At 67.3% G+C, this 14260-nt stretch carries 13 protein-coding genes; 6 read left to right on the top strand and 7 right to left on the bottom strand.

Annotation, left to right across the window (positions count from 1 at the left end; translation table 11 throughout):
* A partial coding sequence (locus tag DSP71_RS17740; protein WP_181800766.1) for a hypothetical protein occupies positions 1–216 on the bottom strand: 216 nt, incomplete at its 3' end.
* A 133-nt stretch (positions 217–349) separates the two neighbouring features.
* Between DSP71_RS17740 and DSP71_RS17745 the strand changes: the two genes are divergently transcribed.
* The 3 genes from DSP71_RS17745 to DSP71_RS17755 all read left to right on the top strand — a co-directional run bounded on the left by DSP71_RS17745 (position 350) and on the right by DSP71_RS17755 (position 2834).
* Positions 350–655 (top strand): hypothetical protein, encoded by a 306-nt coding sequence (locus DSP71_RS17745; protein ID WP_046746757.1) that lies wholly within the window; start codon positions 350–352, stop codon positions 653–655.
* A 49-nt stretch (positions 656–704) separates the two neighbouring features.
* Entirely contained in the window at positions 705–1229 is a 525-nt protein-coding gene (locus DSP71_RS17750; RefSeq protein ID WP_231728855.1) for a hypothetical protein, read from the top strand.
* Positions 1230–1442: 213 nt separating this feature from the next.
* Positions 1443–2834 carry a hypothetical protein gene (locus DSP71_RS17755; protein ID WP_046746759.1) on the top strand — a complete coding sequence of 464 codons (1392 nt, stop codon included), beginning with the start codon at positions 1443–1445 and terminating at the stop codon, positions 2832–2834.
* An 84-nt stretch (positions 2835–2918) separates the two neighbouring features.
* Here the strand turns inward: DSP71_RS17755 and DSP71_RS17760 are convergent, their stop codons facing one another.
* The 4 genes from DSP71_RS17760 to DSP71_RS17775 form a co-directional block, all read right to left on the bottom strand.
* Entirely contained in the window at positions 2919–4037 is a 1119-nt protein-coding gene (locus tag DSP71_RS17760) for an acyl-CoA desaturase (RefSeq protein WP_307723518.1), read from the bottom strand.
* 155 nt (positions 4038–4192) lie between these two features.
* A complete protein-coding gene (locus DSP71_RS17765) occupies positions 4193–4477 on the bottom strand; it encodes a hypothetical protein (RefSeq protein ID WP_127011755.1) in 285 nt (94 codons plus the stop codon).
* A gap of 201 nt (positions 4478–4678) precedes the next feature.
* Positions 4679–5632 carry an intradiol ring-cleavage dioxygenase gene (locus DSP71_RS17770; protein WP_061018778.1) on the bottom strand — a complete coding sequence of 318 codons (954 nt, stop codon included), beginning with the start codon at positions 5630–5632 and terminating at the stop codon, positions 4679–4681.
* Between the two features lie 77 nt (positions 5633–5709).
* Positions 5710–6852 carry a low temperature requirement protein A gene (locus tag DSP71_RS17775; RefSeq protein ID WP_061018789.1) on the bottom strand — a complete coding sequence of 381 codons (1143 nt, stop codon included), beginning with the start codon at positions 6850–6852 and terminating at the stop codon, positions 5710–5712.
* Between the two features lie 351 nt (positions 6853–7203).
* On the opposite strand from DSP71_RS17775, the gene DSP71_RS17780 reads away from it, so the two are divergent.
* From DSP71_RS17780 to DSP71_RS17790, 3 genes are read left to right on the top strand one after another with little or no spacing between them, the layout of a single operon-like run.
* A complete protein-coding gene (locus tag DSP71_RS17780) occupies positions 7204–8730 on the top strand; it encodes a sugar transferase (RefSeq protein WP_061018776.1) in 1527 nt (508 codons plus the stop codon).
* Between the two features lie 4 nt (positions 8731–8734).
* The gene (locus DSP71_RS17785) at positions 8735–9931 is read left to right on the top strand and encodes a glycosyltransferase (RefSeq protein ID WP_113681722.1); all 1197 of its coding nucleotides are present in this window, start codon (positions 8735–8737) and stop codon (positions 9929–9931) included.
* Positions 9928–11064 carry a glycosyltransferase gene (locus tag DSP71_RS17790; protein ID WP_113681723.1) on the top strand — a complete coding sequence of 379 codons (1137 nt, stop codon included), beginning with the start codon at positions 9928–9930 and terminating at the stop codon, positions 11062–11064. The genes DSP71_RS17785 and DSP71_RS17790 overlap by 4 nt, the downstream gene beginning before the upstream one ends.
* A 45-nt stretch (positions 11065–11109) precedes the next feature.
* Here DSP71_RS17790 and DSP71_RS17795 read toward each other — a convergent pair whose 3' ends face one another.
* Together DSP71_RS17795 and DSP71_RS17800 are read right to left on the bottom strand one after the other, a co-directional pair.
* Positions 11110–12420 (bottom strand): lipopolysaccharide biosynthesis protein, encoded by a 1311-nt coding sequence (locus DSP71_RS17795; protein WP_113681724.1) that lies wholly within the window; start codon positions 12418–12420, stop codon positions 11110–11112.
* Positions 12421–12430: 10 nt separating this feature from the next.
* On the bottom strand, positions 12431–14260 hold a 1830-nt coding region (locus tag DSP71_RS17800; RefSeq protein ID WP_147251362.1), incomplete at its 5' end, for a right-handed parallel beta-helix repeat-containing protein.

The following is a 14260-nucleotide window of genomic DNA, read 5'->3' on the forward strand; positions in this document are numbered from 1 at the left end:
GTCCCGCGCGTCGAATTCCACCGTCTCGACTGAGATCACGACGTGTGTGACCGAGGAGATCAACACGCTGACCGAGCGATTGCCCACCACCGAGAATTCGACGAACCCGCCTCCGGTCTGGATCGCCTCCTCTATCCGACCTCTCAGCTCGACGGCATCCTCCCCCTGCGCCAGGAAGAACTCTGATTCATTGAGCGCAATCCGCGTGCGCGCCATCGTCTGCACCTTGTCCTCCGCTCGTTGTCATTCCGTTGTCGTCATGCTGAGACGGTAACGAGTACATCCGGGCTCGCAGAGGGGGTTGCGCATGGGCCGCAGAAGAGGCAGTGCGCCGGTGTACCGTGATCACATGGGCAGACTCCGCTACGACGGGACCTCGGATCCGATCCTCATCGAAGACGCGACTCTGGCGCACCTCAAGATCGTCATCTCGACCAAGCTCCGCCGCCAGGAGAGCTTCATGATGACCTGGCTCCCGGTCAACGGCGGGGTCGACAAGCGCGCCACCGTGTGGATCCATCCGGCGATCCCGCTGCAGTTCGGGTACGACGCCGCCGAGCCTCCGGCGATCGATCCGCGACTGATCGCCGACATGATGCAGGCGCTCAACGCGTCAGGCGAACTCGTGCTCGATCATCTGATCTCCCCCGCCTGACCCCGAGTACCTCCGCAGGACCCGCCGCGGATCCGGCTACGCTGTGCCCGTGGATGCCGCCCCCTATCTCCTGCTCGGTCTGCCGATCCTCGCGCTGATCATCGGCGGCCCGATCCTCAGGAGTCGTATGGGTCGCCGTGCCTCTGCAACCGGAGCCAAGGCAGGAAAGAAGTTCGCGGACGAGAAGCTCGAGACGGCGCTCGGCGAACTCGGCACCACTCTGGTGATCCACGCACCAGAGCCGCGCGCGAGAGAGATCATCGCCTCCGCGATGGCGGGGAAGGAACGGGAGTACGTGATCCGCAGCGACGGCGGTTACGGCATCCGCTTCGTCGAACCCGATGACACGCTCGTCCGACTCGTTCCCGTCACCGAGGGCACCCGGATGCAGATCGAGACCTTCCGCGACTACTTCGGTTTTCCCCAGACCGTTCAGTTCTGGACGGAGCTGCGTGCACGCGTCGCCGCCGCGGCGGAAGCCCACGAGGTCACGGTCGCAGAGGGAAAGCCCATCCGCTACGTCCGCGGCGAGACGATCGACGACCGGAACGCCCGCTGGGTGCAGGCCCCCTGACCTGGGTCACGCGCCTTCAGCCGATGCAGGCGAAACACGGACGCACAACAAACCGCAGACGCAACTAGGCTGGAGGGCGCGCCCCGCCCGCCGGGCCTCCGCCGGGTCACGGTGGTGGCGTGCGCCCTGACGACCTCCTCCGGTCCACACGGTCCCGACTGACGGGACGGAGCCGCCGCTCCCGGTGTGGCCACGCCAGAAAGGCAAATACCCATGAGCGAATCCCCCGGAACCGCAGACCGTGACGGCGAGCGCTCGCCGGACTTCTTCGACCAGCTGATCGAGACCTCGCCCCGCGACCAGCAGGGCGCGTTCACCATCGGCTTCCGCGGATACGACAAGGGCGAGGTCGACGCCGCACTCTCCGCGCTTCGCAACCAGCTCAAGCAGGCCGCCGCAGACGTGGCCGAGGCTCAGGCGCGCGAAGAAGAAGCCGTCGAAGCGGTGCGGGAAGAGGAGCGCAAGGCTCGCGAGGCGCTCGAGAGCGAGCTCACGGCCGCGAACGCCAAGGCCTCCGACGCCGAGCAGCAGGTCGCCACACTCACCTCCGAGCTCGTCGACGCCCCGCAGCCCGACGGCGAGGAGGCCCCGTCGCGCCAGCAGTTCGAAGCGATCCTCCGTGTCGCGGAAGAGCAGGCGAACGTCCTCATCCAGAACGCCGCGGTGCAGGCCGATCGCCTGATGACCTCCGCTCGCGAGGAGGTGGCCGCGCAGCGCGCCGAGGCCGAGGCCGACGCGGAGCGGATCACCGACCAGGCGCAGCGCGACGCCGACCAGGTGCGCCTGAAGATGGACACCGAGTACACGGCTCACGAGGCGCGCATCGAGCGCGAGGCCGCGCACGCCGCGGAGAAGGTGAACCAGGCCGCTCAGGAGGCCACGGCGATCCGCACCGAGGCCGAGAAGGGCGCGGCAGCACTGCGCTCCCTCGTCACCCGTGAGACGACCCAGCTGCGCGCCGATGCCGAGCGCGATGTGCGCGACATGAACGCCCGCGTGCTCGAGTTCGAGGAGACCCTCACCCGCCGTCAGGACGACGCGCAGCAGGAGTTCCTGGTGCTGCACAACCAGGCGGTGGCGCACGCGGAGCGGATCACCAACGACGCCAACGAGCAGGTCACGGCCTCGCTCGAGCACGCCCAGCGCATCTCTGCACGCGCCGAGGACTACGAGCGCCTGACCCGCTCGCAGGCGCAGGCGATCGAGGCCGAGGCTCAGGTCCGCGCACGTGAGACCCTGGAGCGCGCACGCGCCAAGGCCCAGAAGATCGTCGATTCGGTCACCGGCCACACCACTGCCGTGCTGCACGACGCGGAGGACCGCACCCGCCAGCTGCGGTGGCAGCAGCAGCAGCTGTCGAGCTTCATGGCGGAGGTGCGCGAACTCATCCGCCCCGACGGCATCTTCTCCGACGAGTCCCTGCCGACGGAGATCACCGGAGCGGACGCGCCTGCCGCCCCGGCTCCCGAAGCTGCGGTCGCCGACGAGGCGCCGGAGGAGACCTTCCTCGGCGACGAGGTGCTCGAGGACGAACTCGACGATGACCGTCCGCTCGAGAAGATCACGATCGACGTGGTGGAGACCAAGAAGAAGTCCTCAAAGTAACGCACGAACGACAGAGGCGCGAGCAGGGATTCCTGCTCGCGCCTCTGTCGTTCCCGGACTGATCAGGCCCGGTGATGTCTGGGGCTACCCCCGGCCGAACTGCGCCACTGCCGGGCAGTCGAAGGGATCGGCTCCGGCGGAGAGACCGACCCGGTTCAGGTACTCGATGACGATCATGTAGGACCGACCGAGGCTGGTCTCCGTGTAGGGCACGTCGTTCGCCGCGCAGTAGTCGCGAACGATCTCCCGCGCCTTCGCGAGGTGCGGTCGCGGCATGCTCGGGAAGAGGTGGTGCTCCACCTGGTAGTTGAGGCCGCCCATGAGCCAGGTCGTCCACCATCCTCCGCTGATGTTGCGGGAGGTGCGCACCTGCTTGGTGAAGAAGTCGAGACGGGCGCCGGGCTCGATGATCGGCATCCCCTTGTGGTTAGGCGCGAACGCGGCCCCCATGTAGACGCCGAAGACCGCGAACTGCACCCCCATGAAGGCGAAAGCCATACCGAGGGGGAGCATCATGAACACGGGCACCAGGATGAGGGCAAACCGAAGCGCAATGATGCTCAGCTCGGTCCAGCGTCCCTTGACGTTCTTCGTCGTCATGAGGTACTTCAGGCCGAGGAAGTGGAGGTTCAGCCCCTCGAGGGTGAGGAGCGGGAAGAAGAGCCAGCCCTGCTTGCGGGTGATCAGCTTGATCAGGCCCTTGGACTTGGCGGCATCCTCCTCGAGGAACGAGATCGTGTCGACTTCGATATCGGGGTCCTTGCCGACCTGGTTCGGGTTCCCGTGGTGCTTGGTGTGCTTCGAGTCCCACCACGAGTAGCTCATGCCGATGCTGGCGATCACGATGCGGGCGAGCTTGAAGTTCGCCGGCCCGGTGGAGAGGATCTGGCGGTGCGCGGCCTCATGCCCGAGGAACGCGATCTGCGTCAGGACGATGCCGAGCCCTGCGGCGATGAGCAGCTGGAACCAGCTGTCGCCGAGCAGGATGAAGCCGGTGATGAGACCGCCGAGCGCGACAGCGATGCCGGTGGCCACGAAGATGTAGAACCACTGGGTCCGCTGCAGCAGCCCGGTCTCCTTGACCACCTGCGAAACCTGCTTGTACGCCTTCGCCATGGGAGGGAAGTCTGCGTTGCCGGAATACGTCTGACGAATCGGACCCAGCGTTGCCGCGGTCGGTTCGATCTGTGTGAGGGAGATGATCTTCTCCTGACGATCGGAGCCCTTGAGCTGTGAAAGCCCAAGGCAGCTGCCCAACGCTTACCTCACAGTAGCCCTAGCTCTATACGCGTCAGGGAATACATCGGAACCTCTCGCCGACCCTTCAGCCGAGCCCGGCTGCGGATGTCCGAGGGGGCTCAGGCCCGCGCGCGTCGGGTCCGGCGTCGCCACGCTCGCGGAAGGATCGAGGGGAAGTCGGGGGTCGACCGAGAGGGTCGGTTCGCGTCTTCGAGGGCGCGGAAGGCGGCATCGAGCGAATCGAAGACTCCGAGTTCGGTGCCGTGATTGTCGCGCACGAGGTGCGCGCTGCCGTCGAACTCGACGAAGCCTGCGAACTCGCCGCCGCGCGTCGCGACGTGCACATCGACGTCGGCCTGTTTCCAGGTCAACGGGTCGGAAGGGGGAAGTGTGGTGCTGCTCATGGTCATACTCATTGCTGTGTGGCGGACACGCGTGGCGCTCCGCAAGATGTGAGACCGAGGGCGGATTCCGCACGCATCGATGTGCGCGGTCCGTGATGGCCCTGATCAGTGGCGACGTGGCGGCCGAGAGGGGCGATGCACACACGTTGCTCGACAAGCATAGCAGATCTCCCCTCTCGACCTCAGGAGCCCCGATGTGGCTCAGCTCGACGGCCGGCCGCCGCCTGGCCCGCCCTGACTTCCGCCCGCGGCGGGAGCTGTCTCGGTATCGATGCCGACCACGAGCGTCGCCGTATACCCGCCCTGCACGCCGCCCGTGACCGTGGCCAGTTGCAGCGCTCCGGAATCGTCGCCGAAGACGTTGTCGCTCGCCAGCGTGATCTGCGACAGATTCCTCGCGGATCCGTCGTAGGCCGACTCGGCGTAGACGTCCGCGCATGCCGCTTCCGGAAGTGCCAGCTGCGAGGTGGCGATGGCCGCCGTCGAGTCGGTGATCGAGCCGACATCCGGATACACCTCGAAGTGGATGTGCGGCCAGCGGCCCGAGTAGCACCCGGGGAACACCGAGGTGAACGAGACCCTGCCGTCGGCGTCCGCCACCTGCACACCCCTCAGGTAGGTGACGTCCTCCAGCCCCGAGGAGTACATCGAGTACTCTCCCTGGGCGGTGCAGTGCCACGCGTAGACGGCGACACCGGCGAAAGGCAGGCCTCCGTTCGCCAGATCGATGACCCGCAGCTCGAAGGTGAGGGGCACTCCCTCCGCCGTCGCTCCGCCGTCGATCGAGGACCGGATGTCCTGACGCACGATGCCGGCGTCCTCGAGCACATCGGGCCCGTTCGAGCCGTCTCCCGGATACGGCCCCGCCGTCTCGTCGGGGATCTCATCGACGCTCACGGACTCGCCATCCGATGTCGTCGTCGTGCTGGGCGTCGGTGTCGACGTCGCAGCTCCGACCGAGTCGGACGGCGTGCAGGCCGCGAGGACCACGGCTCCGATACCGAGCCCCGCGAGGCCGAGCACACCGCGCCGGCTCAGCAGGGTGCGGATGTCGAAGGCCGCGCCCTGGTCGACGACCTCCTCGTCGGCACGATCGAGCAGCCTCCCCTCGTACGCCGGACCATCGGGGGTCTGGGTGGGTTCCGGAATGCTCATGATGCTCTCCTCCTCGACGAACTGTTGGTGATGACCACCAGCGTCGCGGAGCTTCCGATCAGGCGCTCCTGCGCCCGCTATGCCTTTTCTATGTGCGGGGAATCGACCGGCGGACGCAGCACCAGCACCACCACGACTCCGACGAGGATGAGGGCGGTGAGCGTCACCGGAACCGGCAGCACGGGGTCGAGCAGCACCAGCACCGCCGCGACCGGGACGACCGTGTTCACGACACGATCCGCGTTCTCACGGATGGCGATCCACCAGATGCCCACCAGGAAGATCGCGATCGGGATGGTGACCGTGAACGATGCGGCGATGTTCGACAGATGGCTCTTCCCGGTCAGGACGTCGAGCTCCACCTCGATGCCCGCCGAGAAGGCGGCCGCCGCCGCGAAGACGAAGTAGTGCGTGTATCCGTAGCGCAGCGACCGCGCGAAGCTCGAGATGGCACGGTGATGCGGTGGCCAGAAATAGATCCACCAGAGAGACGCCGTCACGACGAGCGTCAACACCGAGATCGCGATCAGCGGCCCGAGACTCTCGACCTTGTCGAGCGCATCGATGATCGCGTTCGCCGAGGCCAGCAGGCTCTCGCCGAGCACGATGAGCGTGAAGAGTCCGTAGCGCTCGGTGATGTGATGCGGATGCCACGGATTCTGCTTGCGGAACTCGGCGAACACCGGGACGCTGATCTCGATCAGGGCGAACAGCACGAACGCGGCGATCTGCAGGGGGCCGGTGGGTATGAGGAGGAACAGGATCCACAGCACCTGGACGGCAGCGATGCCGAACGCGTACCGTCGCGTCACCGACCGCAGCTGACCGGCCGACCGCGACGCCCGCAGCCACTGCGCCACCATCGCCACGCGCATCACGACGTACCCGAGCACCGGAACGGTGAAGTCCCCCTCGTTGAACGCTCGGGGGATGCCGGCGGCGAAGACGAGGACGCCGCCCATCTGCACGAAGGTCGTGACGCGGTAGAGCCAGTCGTCCGTGTCGAACGATGTGGCGAACCAGGTGAAGTTCATCCAGGCCCACCAGATCGCGAAGAACAGCATCGCATAGGACGTGATGCCGTGCAGGAACTCTCCTTCGCTGAGGGCGTGGTGCAGCTGAGCGGAGGCGATGCTCACCGCCACCACGAAGACGAGGTCGAAGAAGAGCTCGAGCGGACTCGCGGTGCGATGCGGCTGCGCCGGGTCGCGCGGCAGCATGGTTCGCAGCTGGAAGCGTGGATTGTCGATGTTCGCGGTCACCGCGACAGGATAGCCCGCCGGCGGCCGCCTCCCGCAGCCGCCGTTCATCCAATCAACAGAATTACCTTCCGGTGCAGCCGGTGTTCCGCTACACTGAGTCGAGTCTGCAGTGCCTGCTGTCAGCGATCACCGTGTGGGACGGTGAGAACGCACTCCGTGATGTGGGAATCATGGGGAGTTTCAGCAGGACCCGAGGGGTCGGGACGCAGACGAAAGCCGTGAACGTGGGGTTCATGGTCTGGGGAAACTGGGGAAACACATGTCGCACTGGGGATTTCTGCGTACATTCACGGCTCATGGGGCCTCGGCATGACTTCCGTCGAGGATGCCCTGAGCATCGCTCGTACGGGCTTCGTGCCGGTCGCGGCTCCGCGAGCCACGAAGTCGGTGACGCGCACGGTGGTCACGCCGCGCGCTTCGGCGACTCTGGAACGGCGCCGTCAGTGGGAACGTCGCTATCGGATGCAGCTGCGGATCACGGATGCGGCCGTCATCCTTTTCGCACTCGGTCTGACAGCAGCGATCCAGCTGGCGAACGGCGTCTCCGGGCCTGAGGTCCTCCGCGACGGCATTCCGCTCGCCGCGCTGTGGTACCTCCTGCTGAGCGCGCTGCACACGCGGGACGCCGCGTTGTTCCGCGCCAGCGCCACCGAGTACCGCGGCGTCGTGCACGCCACGGGACTCGCGTTCGGGATCATCGCCATCGTGGCGGTGCTGCTCGCCTGGAAGACGATGCAACTGACGCTGCTGCTGGGGCTGCCCGTCGGTGTGCTGACTCTCCTGGTGACCAGGTGGCTGTGGCGTCACTGGCTGCAGAAGCAGCGATCCCAGGGGAGGTTCGCCTCCCGCACCCTCGTCGTCGGCAATAGGGACGACGTGGAGTATGTGGTCCGGACGCTGCACCCGATCGGCGCCTCCGGCTACCAGGTGGTCGGCGCGACGCTGCTCGACGGCAACGCTCGCGACATCGTGATCGACGACACGCGGTTCCCGGTCCTGGGGAACGTGAACTCCGTGTCGTCGGTCGCGGCCGAGGTCGGTGCCGACACGATCATCGTGGCGAGCCGCCCCGAGGGCGAGCCCGAGTTCGTGAAGCAGCTCAGCTGGCAGCTGGAAGGGACCGCCGCCGAGCTCGTGCTCTCGAGTCGCCTCACCGACGTCGCGGGTCCGCGGATCTCCTTCGCGCCGGTGGAGGGACTGCCGCTGATCCAGGTGCAGATCCCCACCTATGAAGGTGGCCAGCACCTGCTCAAGCGCGCCCTCGACATCGCCGTGGCCACGGTCGCGCTGATTCCCATCGCGCTGCTGGCTCCCGTGCTCGCGCTGCTGATCAAGCTGGACTCCCCCGGCCCGGTCTTCTTCTTCCAGGAGCGGGTCGGCCGCGACGGTCGACGGTTCAAGATGGTCAAGTTCCGGTCGATGAAGACGGACGCCGAGCAGCAGCTCGCCCTGCTCAAGGAGCAGAACCAGGGCGCCGGACTCCTGTTCAAGATGAAGGACGACCCCCGCGTCACCCGGGTCGGCCGAGTGCTGCGCAAGCTCTCCCTCGACGAGCTGCCGCAGTTCTGGAACGTCCTCATCGGCGACATGAGCGTGGTGGGGCCTCGGCCGCCGCTGCCCAGCGAGGTCACCGCCTACGACGGCACCGTCTTCCGTCGCCTGTACATCAAGCCGGGGATCACGGGGCTGTGGCAGGTCTCCGGTCGGAGCGACCTCTCCTGGGACGAGAGTGTCCGGCTCGACCTGCGCTACGTCGAGAACTGGTCCGTGATGAACGACCTGCAGATCATGTGGCGCACCGCCAAGGTCATGGTGCAGCCCAGCGGGGCATACTGATCGGATGAGCAATTCGAACCGCCTCACCATCGCGATGGTGGGGACCAGAGGAGTGCCCGCAGCATACGGCGGCTTCGAGACCGCCATCGAAGAGGTCGGACGCCGTCTCGCCGACCGCGGACACGACGTCGTCGTGTACACCCGCGGCTCCGAGCGGCGCGAGAAGGAGTACCTCGGTATGAGGGTCGTGCACCTTCCCGCGATCCCGGTGAAGCAGATCGAGACGCTGAGCCACACGGGGCTGTCGGCTCTGCACCTCATGTTCCGGCGGCGGCCGGATGCGACCTTCGTCTTCAACGCGGCGAACTCCCCGTTCCTGCCCCTGCTGCGATTGCGCCGCGCGCCGGTCGCCCTGCATATGGATGGACTCGAATGGCGACGCTCGAAGTGGGGTCCGCGCGGCAAGGCGTACTACCGCTGGGCTGAGCAGTTCGGGGTGCGCACGGCCGATGCACTGATCGCGGATGCGCCCGGGATCGCCGACTACTACCGGCACCAGTTCAACGTTCCGACCGAGCTGATCCGCTACGGCGCCCCGATCCTCGACCAGCTTCCGGAACGTGGCGTCGCCGAGATGGACCTCACCCCTGAGGGGTATCACCTGGTCGTCGCACGGTTCGAACCGGAGAACCATGTGCTCGAGATCGTCCGGGGTTACCGCGACAGCGACGCGAAGCTGCCGCTCGTCGTCGTCGGCTCGGCGCCCTACAGCGCGGGGTACACCCAGGAGATCCAGCGTGTGGCGGACGGCGACGACCGCATCCGTCTCGTGGGGGGCGTCTATGACCAGGAGCTGCTCGATGCGCTCTATGCGAATGCGCTCACGTATCTGCACGGCCACTCTGTGGGCGGCACCAACCCCTCGCTCCTGCGCGCCATGGGGGCCGGGACCGCTGTCATCGGCTTCGATGTCCCCTTCAACCGCGAGGTACTCGACGGCAACGGGTGGTTCTTCGCGGATGCCGCCCAGGTCGCCGAGCAGGTGATGGCCGCCGAATCCGACCCGGCAGCGACCGCGGCCAAGGGCACCGCCGTGCAGGAGATCGCCCGCACCCGCTTCCGCTGGGATGATGTCGCGGACGAGTACGAGGCACTCGCGCAGCGGATCTCCGAAGGTGCGACCATTCACCCCTCAGCCAGGCGGGCACGCCGACGGTCGACGGACTGGGCGCCCGTTCGCGCCGAATCGAGCACTTCGTGAGCAACGAGTCGAAGCGACCGACCGTCCTACTCGTCCACCCCGGCGCCGAGATGTTCGGGTCCGATCGCATGCTCCTGGAGAGTGCCATCGGCCTCGCCGAATCGGGGGTGCGTGTCGTCGTCGCTCTGCCGAGTTCCGGCCTTCTCGTGAACGAGTTGCGCGCGGCCGGCGCAGAGGTCGTCATCCTGCCGATGCTCGTGCTCCGCAAAGTGCTGCTCACCCCGCGCGGACTGCCGAGGCTGTTCCGAGACACGTTCCGAGGGCTGGGCGCTGCCTGGCGGCTGATCGGCCGGCTGCGTCCCGATGTCGTGTACGTCTCGACGATCATCATCCCCGAGTGGCCGCTGATCGCCCGGCTGCGCGGAGTCCGCACCGTGAGCCACGTGCATGAAGCCGAGGCCTCGGGCAACAGGATCGTCAATGCTCTCCTCTACTCCCCCCATCTGGCCTCCCATCAGACCCTCGTGAACAGCCGGTTCAGTCTGGACACCATCCGCACCGCGCTCCCCGCCCTGGCCCGGCGCTCGCACGTGGTGTACAACGGCGTCGCTTCTCCCCCGCACCCGCTGTCTCCCCGTCCCCGCACAGAGGGCCCCCTCCGCGTGCTCTACATCGGGCGTCTCTCCCCCCGCAAGGGCCCCGATCTCGTGATCGCGGCGGCCTCACGACTCCACTCCGCCGGGCGCGCAGTGGAGGTCACCCTCCTCGGCGCGGTGTTCGAGGGCTACGAGTGGTTCGAACGCGACCTTCGTGCGCAGGCGTCCGAGGCCGGGGTCACCGTCGACTTCGCCGGATTCCACACCGACATCTGGCCGTTCCTCGAGAAGGCCGATGTGCTGCTCGTGCCATCGCGCGTCGACGAACCCTTCGGGAACACCGCCGTCGAAGGCGTCCTCGCCCTGCGACCGGTGATCGCGAGCGACAGCAGCGGACTCCGGGAAGCAGCAGGCGGTTACGGCACGGCGAGGCTCGTCGCGGCCGGCGATGCGGAGGCGATCGCTTCCGCGCTGACCGACATCGACGCCCGGTGGGATGAGATCGTCTCGACCGTCGCAGACAGCCGCGCCGAGGCCCTGCGCAGGCACGCGCCTCAGGTCTACCGCTCGAGCATCTCGACGCATCTCCTGGGCTGACCCGCACCCCGGTCTGCCACACCCGCCGGCGGGTCAGCGCTCTCGCTACACCTGTTCCAGCTCGCCCACGGTGAGCCGCTTCTTGTTCCGGACGATGTAGATCGAGAACGGGATCAGCTGGCACACGACGAGGGCGAAGGCGACGCCGATCAGGGGTCCGGCGATGCCCAGCACGGGAGTGAGCACGAACGAGAGGGTGATGCCCACGGCCGCCATGCTGAGCGTGGGGATCACCTGGAAGCGGATTCCCGGCTTGTCCATGATGAACATCCCCAGGGGGTACACGGCCGCCGTCATCATGATCATCAGACCGAAGGCGAAGATCGTGCTCGTGCGCACCGTCAGCTCGCCCTGGGTGATGAACCCGAACAGCCACGGGCCGACGAGCCACACCATCACGGTCGCGACGCCGATCGCCGCAGCGAACAAGACCGACAGCAGGAACGGCCCACGCCGGAGGTCACCGTCGTGGCGGCTCTTCGCGAAGTGCGGCCAGAGCGCGAGTCCACCGGCCATCACGAGTCCGTTGAGGGCGAAGAACACCTGGCCCGCCACGCCGTACTCGGCGACGTCGGTGGGTCCGCCCAGCTGAGCGATCACGTAGCGCTGCGAGCCGACGGCGATCGGATACGTCACCATCTGGGCGAGCATCGGCCACCCGACGTCCATCACCCGCACGCCCGGGTAGCGGCGAGGATGCAGGACCATCCGGGCGGCCGAGGGGATCAGCGGCGAAGTCGTGCGAGCCGTGATGAGGATGCCGAGCACGGATACCAGGAAAGACGCGCCGAAGGAGGCGATCGCCACGAAGGAATGGAGACTCTCGCCACCGAAGGTGAGCATCAGCCAGACGCCCGTCATCGTGAGCGGCGAGATCAGCCCCTGGAGGAGGATCACGATGTGGTTGCGACGCTGGCCCAGCATGATCCGCGCCCACACCCCGAGCGGGATGCCGAGACAGAAGATCGTGACGCAGTAGAAAGCGGCCAACGAGGCACCCGGTCGCCCTCCGGCTTCACCGAACACCAGCTCCCAGGCACCCGTGAGCACGAGCACCGTGTTGATCGCCATCGCCGTGGCGGCGAAGGTGAGCAGCACCCGGCCGACGGAGGTGAGCTGGTACCGCAGCTTCTCGTCGGTGCGCACGTTCGTGCTGGTCGCGACAGCGTTGACGAGGACCGCGCCGCTGCCGAGGTCTGTGAACGTCAGCAGCGAGGGGATGGTCGTCAACAACGTGTACAGGGCGAAGCTGTCGACGCCGGCGCCGCCGATGATCATCCGGGTCGTGATGACGCCGCAGACCAGCGCGATGACCATCGTCAGCGCACGCGCGCCGACAGCGAGAAGAGAACCCATGTTTACATCGTCACCGGGGCAGGGCTCCCAGTGTCGTGCTGCTGCCGGGGAGTCGCGATACTGAGGCGATGTCGGACGGCACCGGCACCGCCACCGACCCCTGCGTCGCGGCGAACTGCGGCAGCAGGGCGAAGCCGGCGTCGACCACCGGGGCTCCCTCGACGAACTGCGACCGTCGATCCTGCCCCGTGGCCGCGGTGAACGCGGCCAGCGTATCCGTCACCGCGGGGTCTCTCGAGACGGAACCCTTCGACCACGCGGAGAACCAGCGGGGGGTGCCCGGTGACGTGCGGTGATAGAGGTTTCCGTTGACGCTCGACATCATCTGCGAACCCGTGTACTGCAAGGAGAAGTCCTGGACGCAGACCAGGCAGTTGCCCGCGCTCTCGGCCACGATGTTGTTCGATGCCACGATGTTCCTCGTGATCCAGGACGCCTCGGGTGCGTACCGCGTCCGCGGGTCGTGCCCCGGCGTGTTCGGGTCGGAGGCGCGGCGGGCGTCCATCGCGATGCTGATGTTCCGGTTCCCGTTGCCGACCAGCGTGTTGTTCCAGATCTTGACGCTGCCGGAGTTCAGCACCCACAGGCCGAACTCTCCGTTTCGGGCGATGACGTTGTCGGCGATGACCGCACGTTCCGACAGCTCCACCATCACGCCATGCCCGGTGTTGCCGATCACATCGTTCCCGGTGAACGCGATATCAAGCACGGACTCGTCGAACCATGGTCCGCGGCCGTCGTTCCCGGTGAACGCGCTGTCCGTGACGGTCACCCCCCTGGTGCGGGTGACCTTGAACGCGCCGGACACCGGTGCGTCGTTGAAGTGCTCCATGTTGTTGCCCACGGAGAGCATCTGCGTCACGGTCAGTCCGTCGGCCTGCGATGCGCCGCCGCCCAGCAGACCGTTGCCGATCAGGGAGACACGGGTCAGCGTGGTCGCCGGCGCCCACGAGTAGAAGCCTGTGGTCGAGTTGTCGCGGATCGTCACATCGGTGAGCGACACGTGCGGTGCAGCGGCGATGACCGTGCCCATCTGCGGGACGCTGGTGGCGTATCGGCGCACTCCGATCCCGCGCACCTCGGTCCCTGCGGAGCGGATGGAGAGCGCCTGCGTGAGCACGCTCGCCTCGACCGACTTGCCCGACGGGTTCGTTCCGATCACCAGACGCTTGGCGGAATCGTCGACGAAGAAAGTGCCTTCTGCGACCTGGGCGACGGATGCGACCTCGCGCAGCTGGACTCCTGCCACCCAGACCTGATCCGGGTGCGCGGCCATCGGGTGCGCCGGATCGACGAATCTCCACTCCGCCGCCGTGTTGTCGGGCGCGCCCTTCGTGTAGGTCGGACTCGCATCGAGGGCTGTGTTCCAGCCGTCGACGAACCAGGTGCTTCCCGAGGCCTTCCAGCCGGTGACCGGCTCGGCGCCGTCGAACCACACGGACTCGTTGGGCGCCGGCTGGATGGTGACCCGCTTCTGCGCGGGCACCACGACCTCTTCGTGGTACGAGCCGCCACGCAGGACGATCGTCCCCCCGTTAGGGACGATGCGGAGCGCGGCAGCGACCGACTTGACCGGTGCGTTCCTGGTGCCGGAGGCTCCGTCGAACCCTGCGGGTGAGACGTAGACGGCCGTCGCCGGAGCTTCGTACACGAGCGTCCCTGGGGCTTTGGCCCCTGGTTCGCCGCGCAGGCCCTCAGGCGTCACGGGAGGCACCGGCTCGGGTTCAGGGGCCGGTGTGGGCTCCGGGGCCGGTGTGGGCTCAGGAGCCGGGGTCGGCTCAGACGGGGTCGGCGTGGGCTCGGGAGCCGGCGTGGGCTCGGGAGCCGGCGTGGGCTCGGG

Origin of the sequence: Microbacterium sp. H6 (assembly GCF_003314775.1) — a bacterium.
Classification (GTDB): Bacteria; Actinomycetota; Actinomycetes; order Actinomycetales; family Microbacteriaceae; genus Microbacterium; species Microbacterium oxydans.

Coding starts and splice junctions, on each gene's coding strand:
- DSP71_RS17745 (WP_046746757.1), top strand. CDS start 350: ATGGGCAGACTCCGCTACGACGGGACCTCGGATCCGATCCTCATCGAA.
- DSP71_RS17755 (WP_046746759.1), top strand. CDS start 1,443: ATGAGCGAATCCCCCGGAACCGCAGACCGTGACGGCGAGCGCTCGCCG.
- DSP71_RS17765 (WP_127011755.1), bottom strand. CDS start 4,477: ATGAGCAGCACCACACTTCCCCCTTCCGACCCGTTGACCTGGAAACAG.
- DSP71_RS17770 (WP_061018778.1), bottom strand. CDS start 5,632: ATGAGCATTCCGGAACCCACCCAGACCCCCGATGGTCCGGCGTACGAG.
- DSP71_RS17775 (WP_061018789.1), bottom strand. CDS start 6,852: ATGCTGCCGCGCGACCCGGCGCAGCCGCATCGCACCGCGAGTCCGCTC.
- DSP71_RS17780 (WP_061018776.1), top strand. CDS start 7,204: ATGACTTCCGTCGAGGATGCCCTGAGCATCGCTCGTACGGGCTTCGTG.
- DSP71_RS17785 (WP_113681722.1), top strand. CDS start 8,735: ATGAGCAATTCGAACCGCCTCACCATCGCGATGGTGGGGACCAGAGGA.
- DSP71_RS17795 (WP_113681724.1), bottom strand. CDS start 12,420: ATGGGTTCTCTTCTCGCTGTCGGCGCGCGTGCGCTGACGATGGTCATC.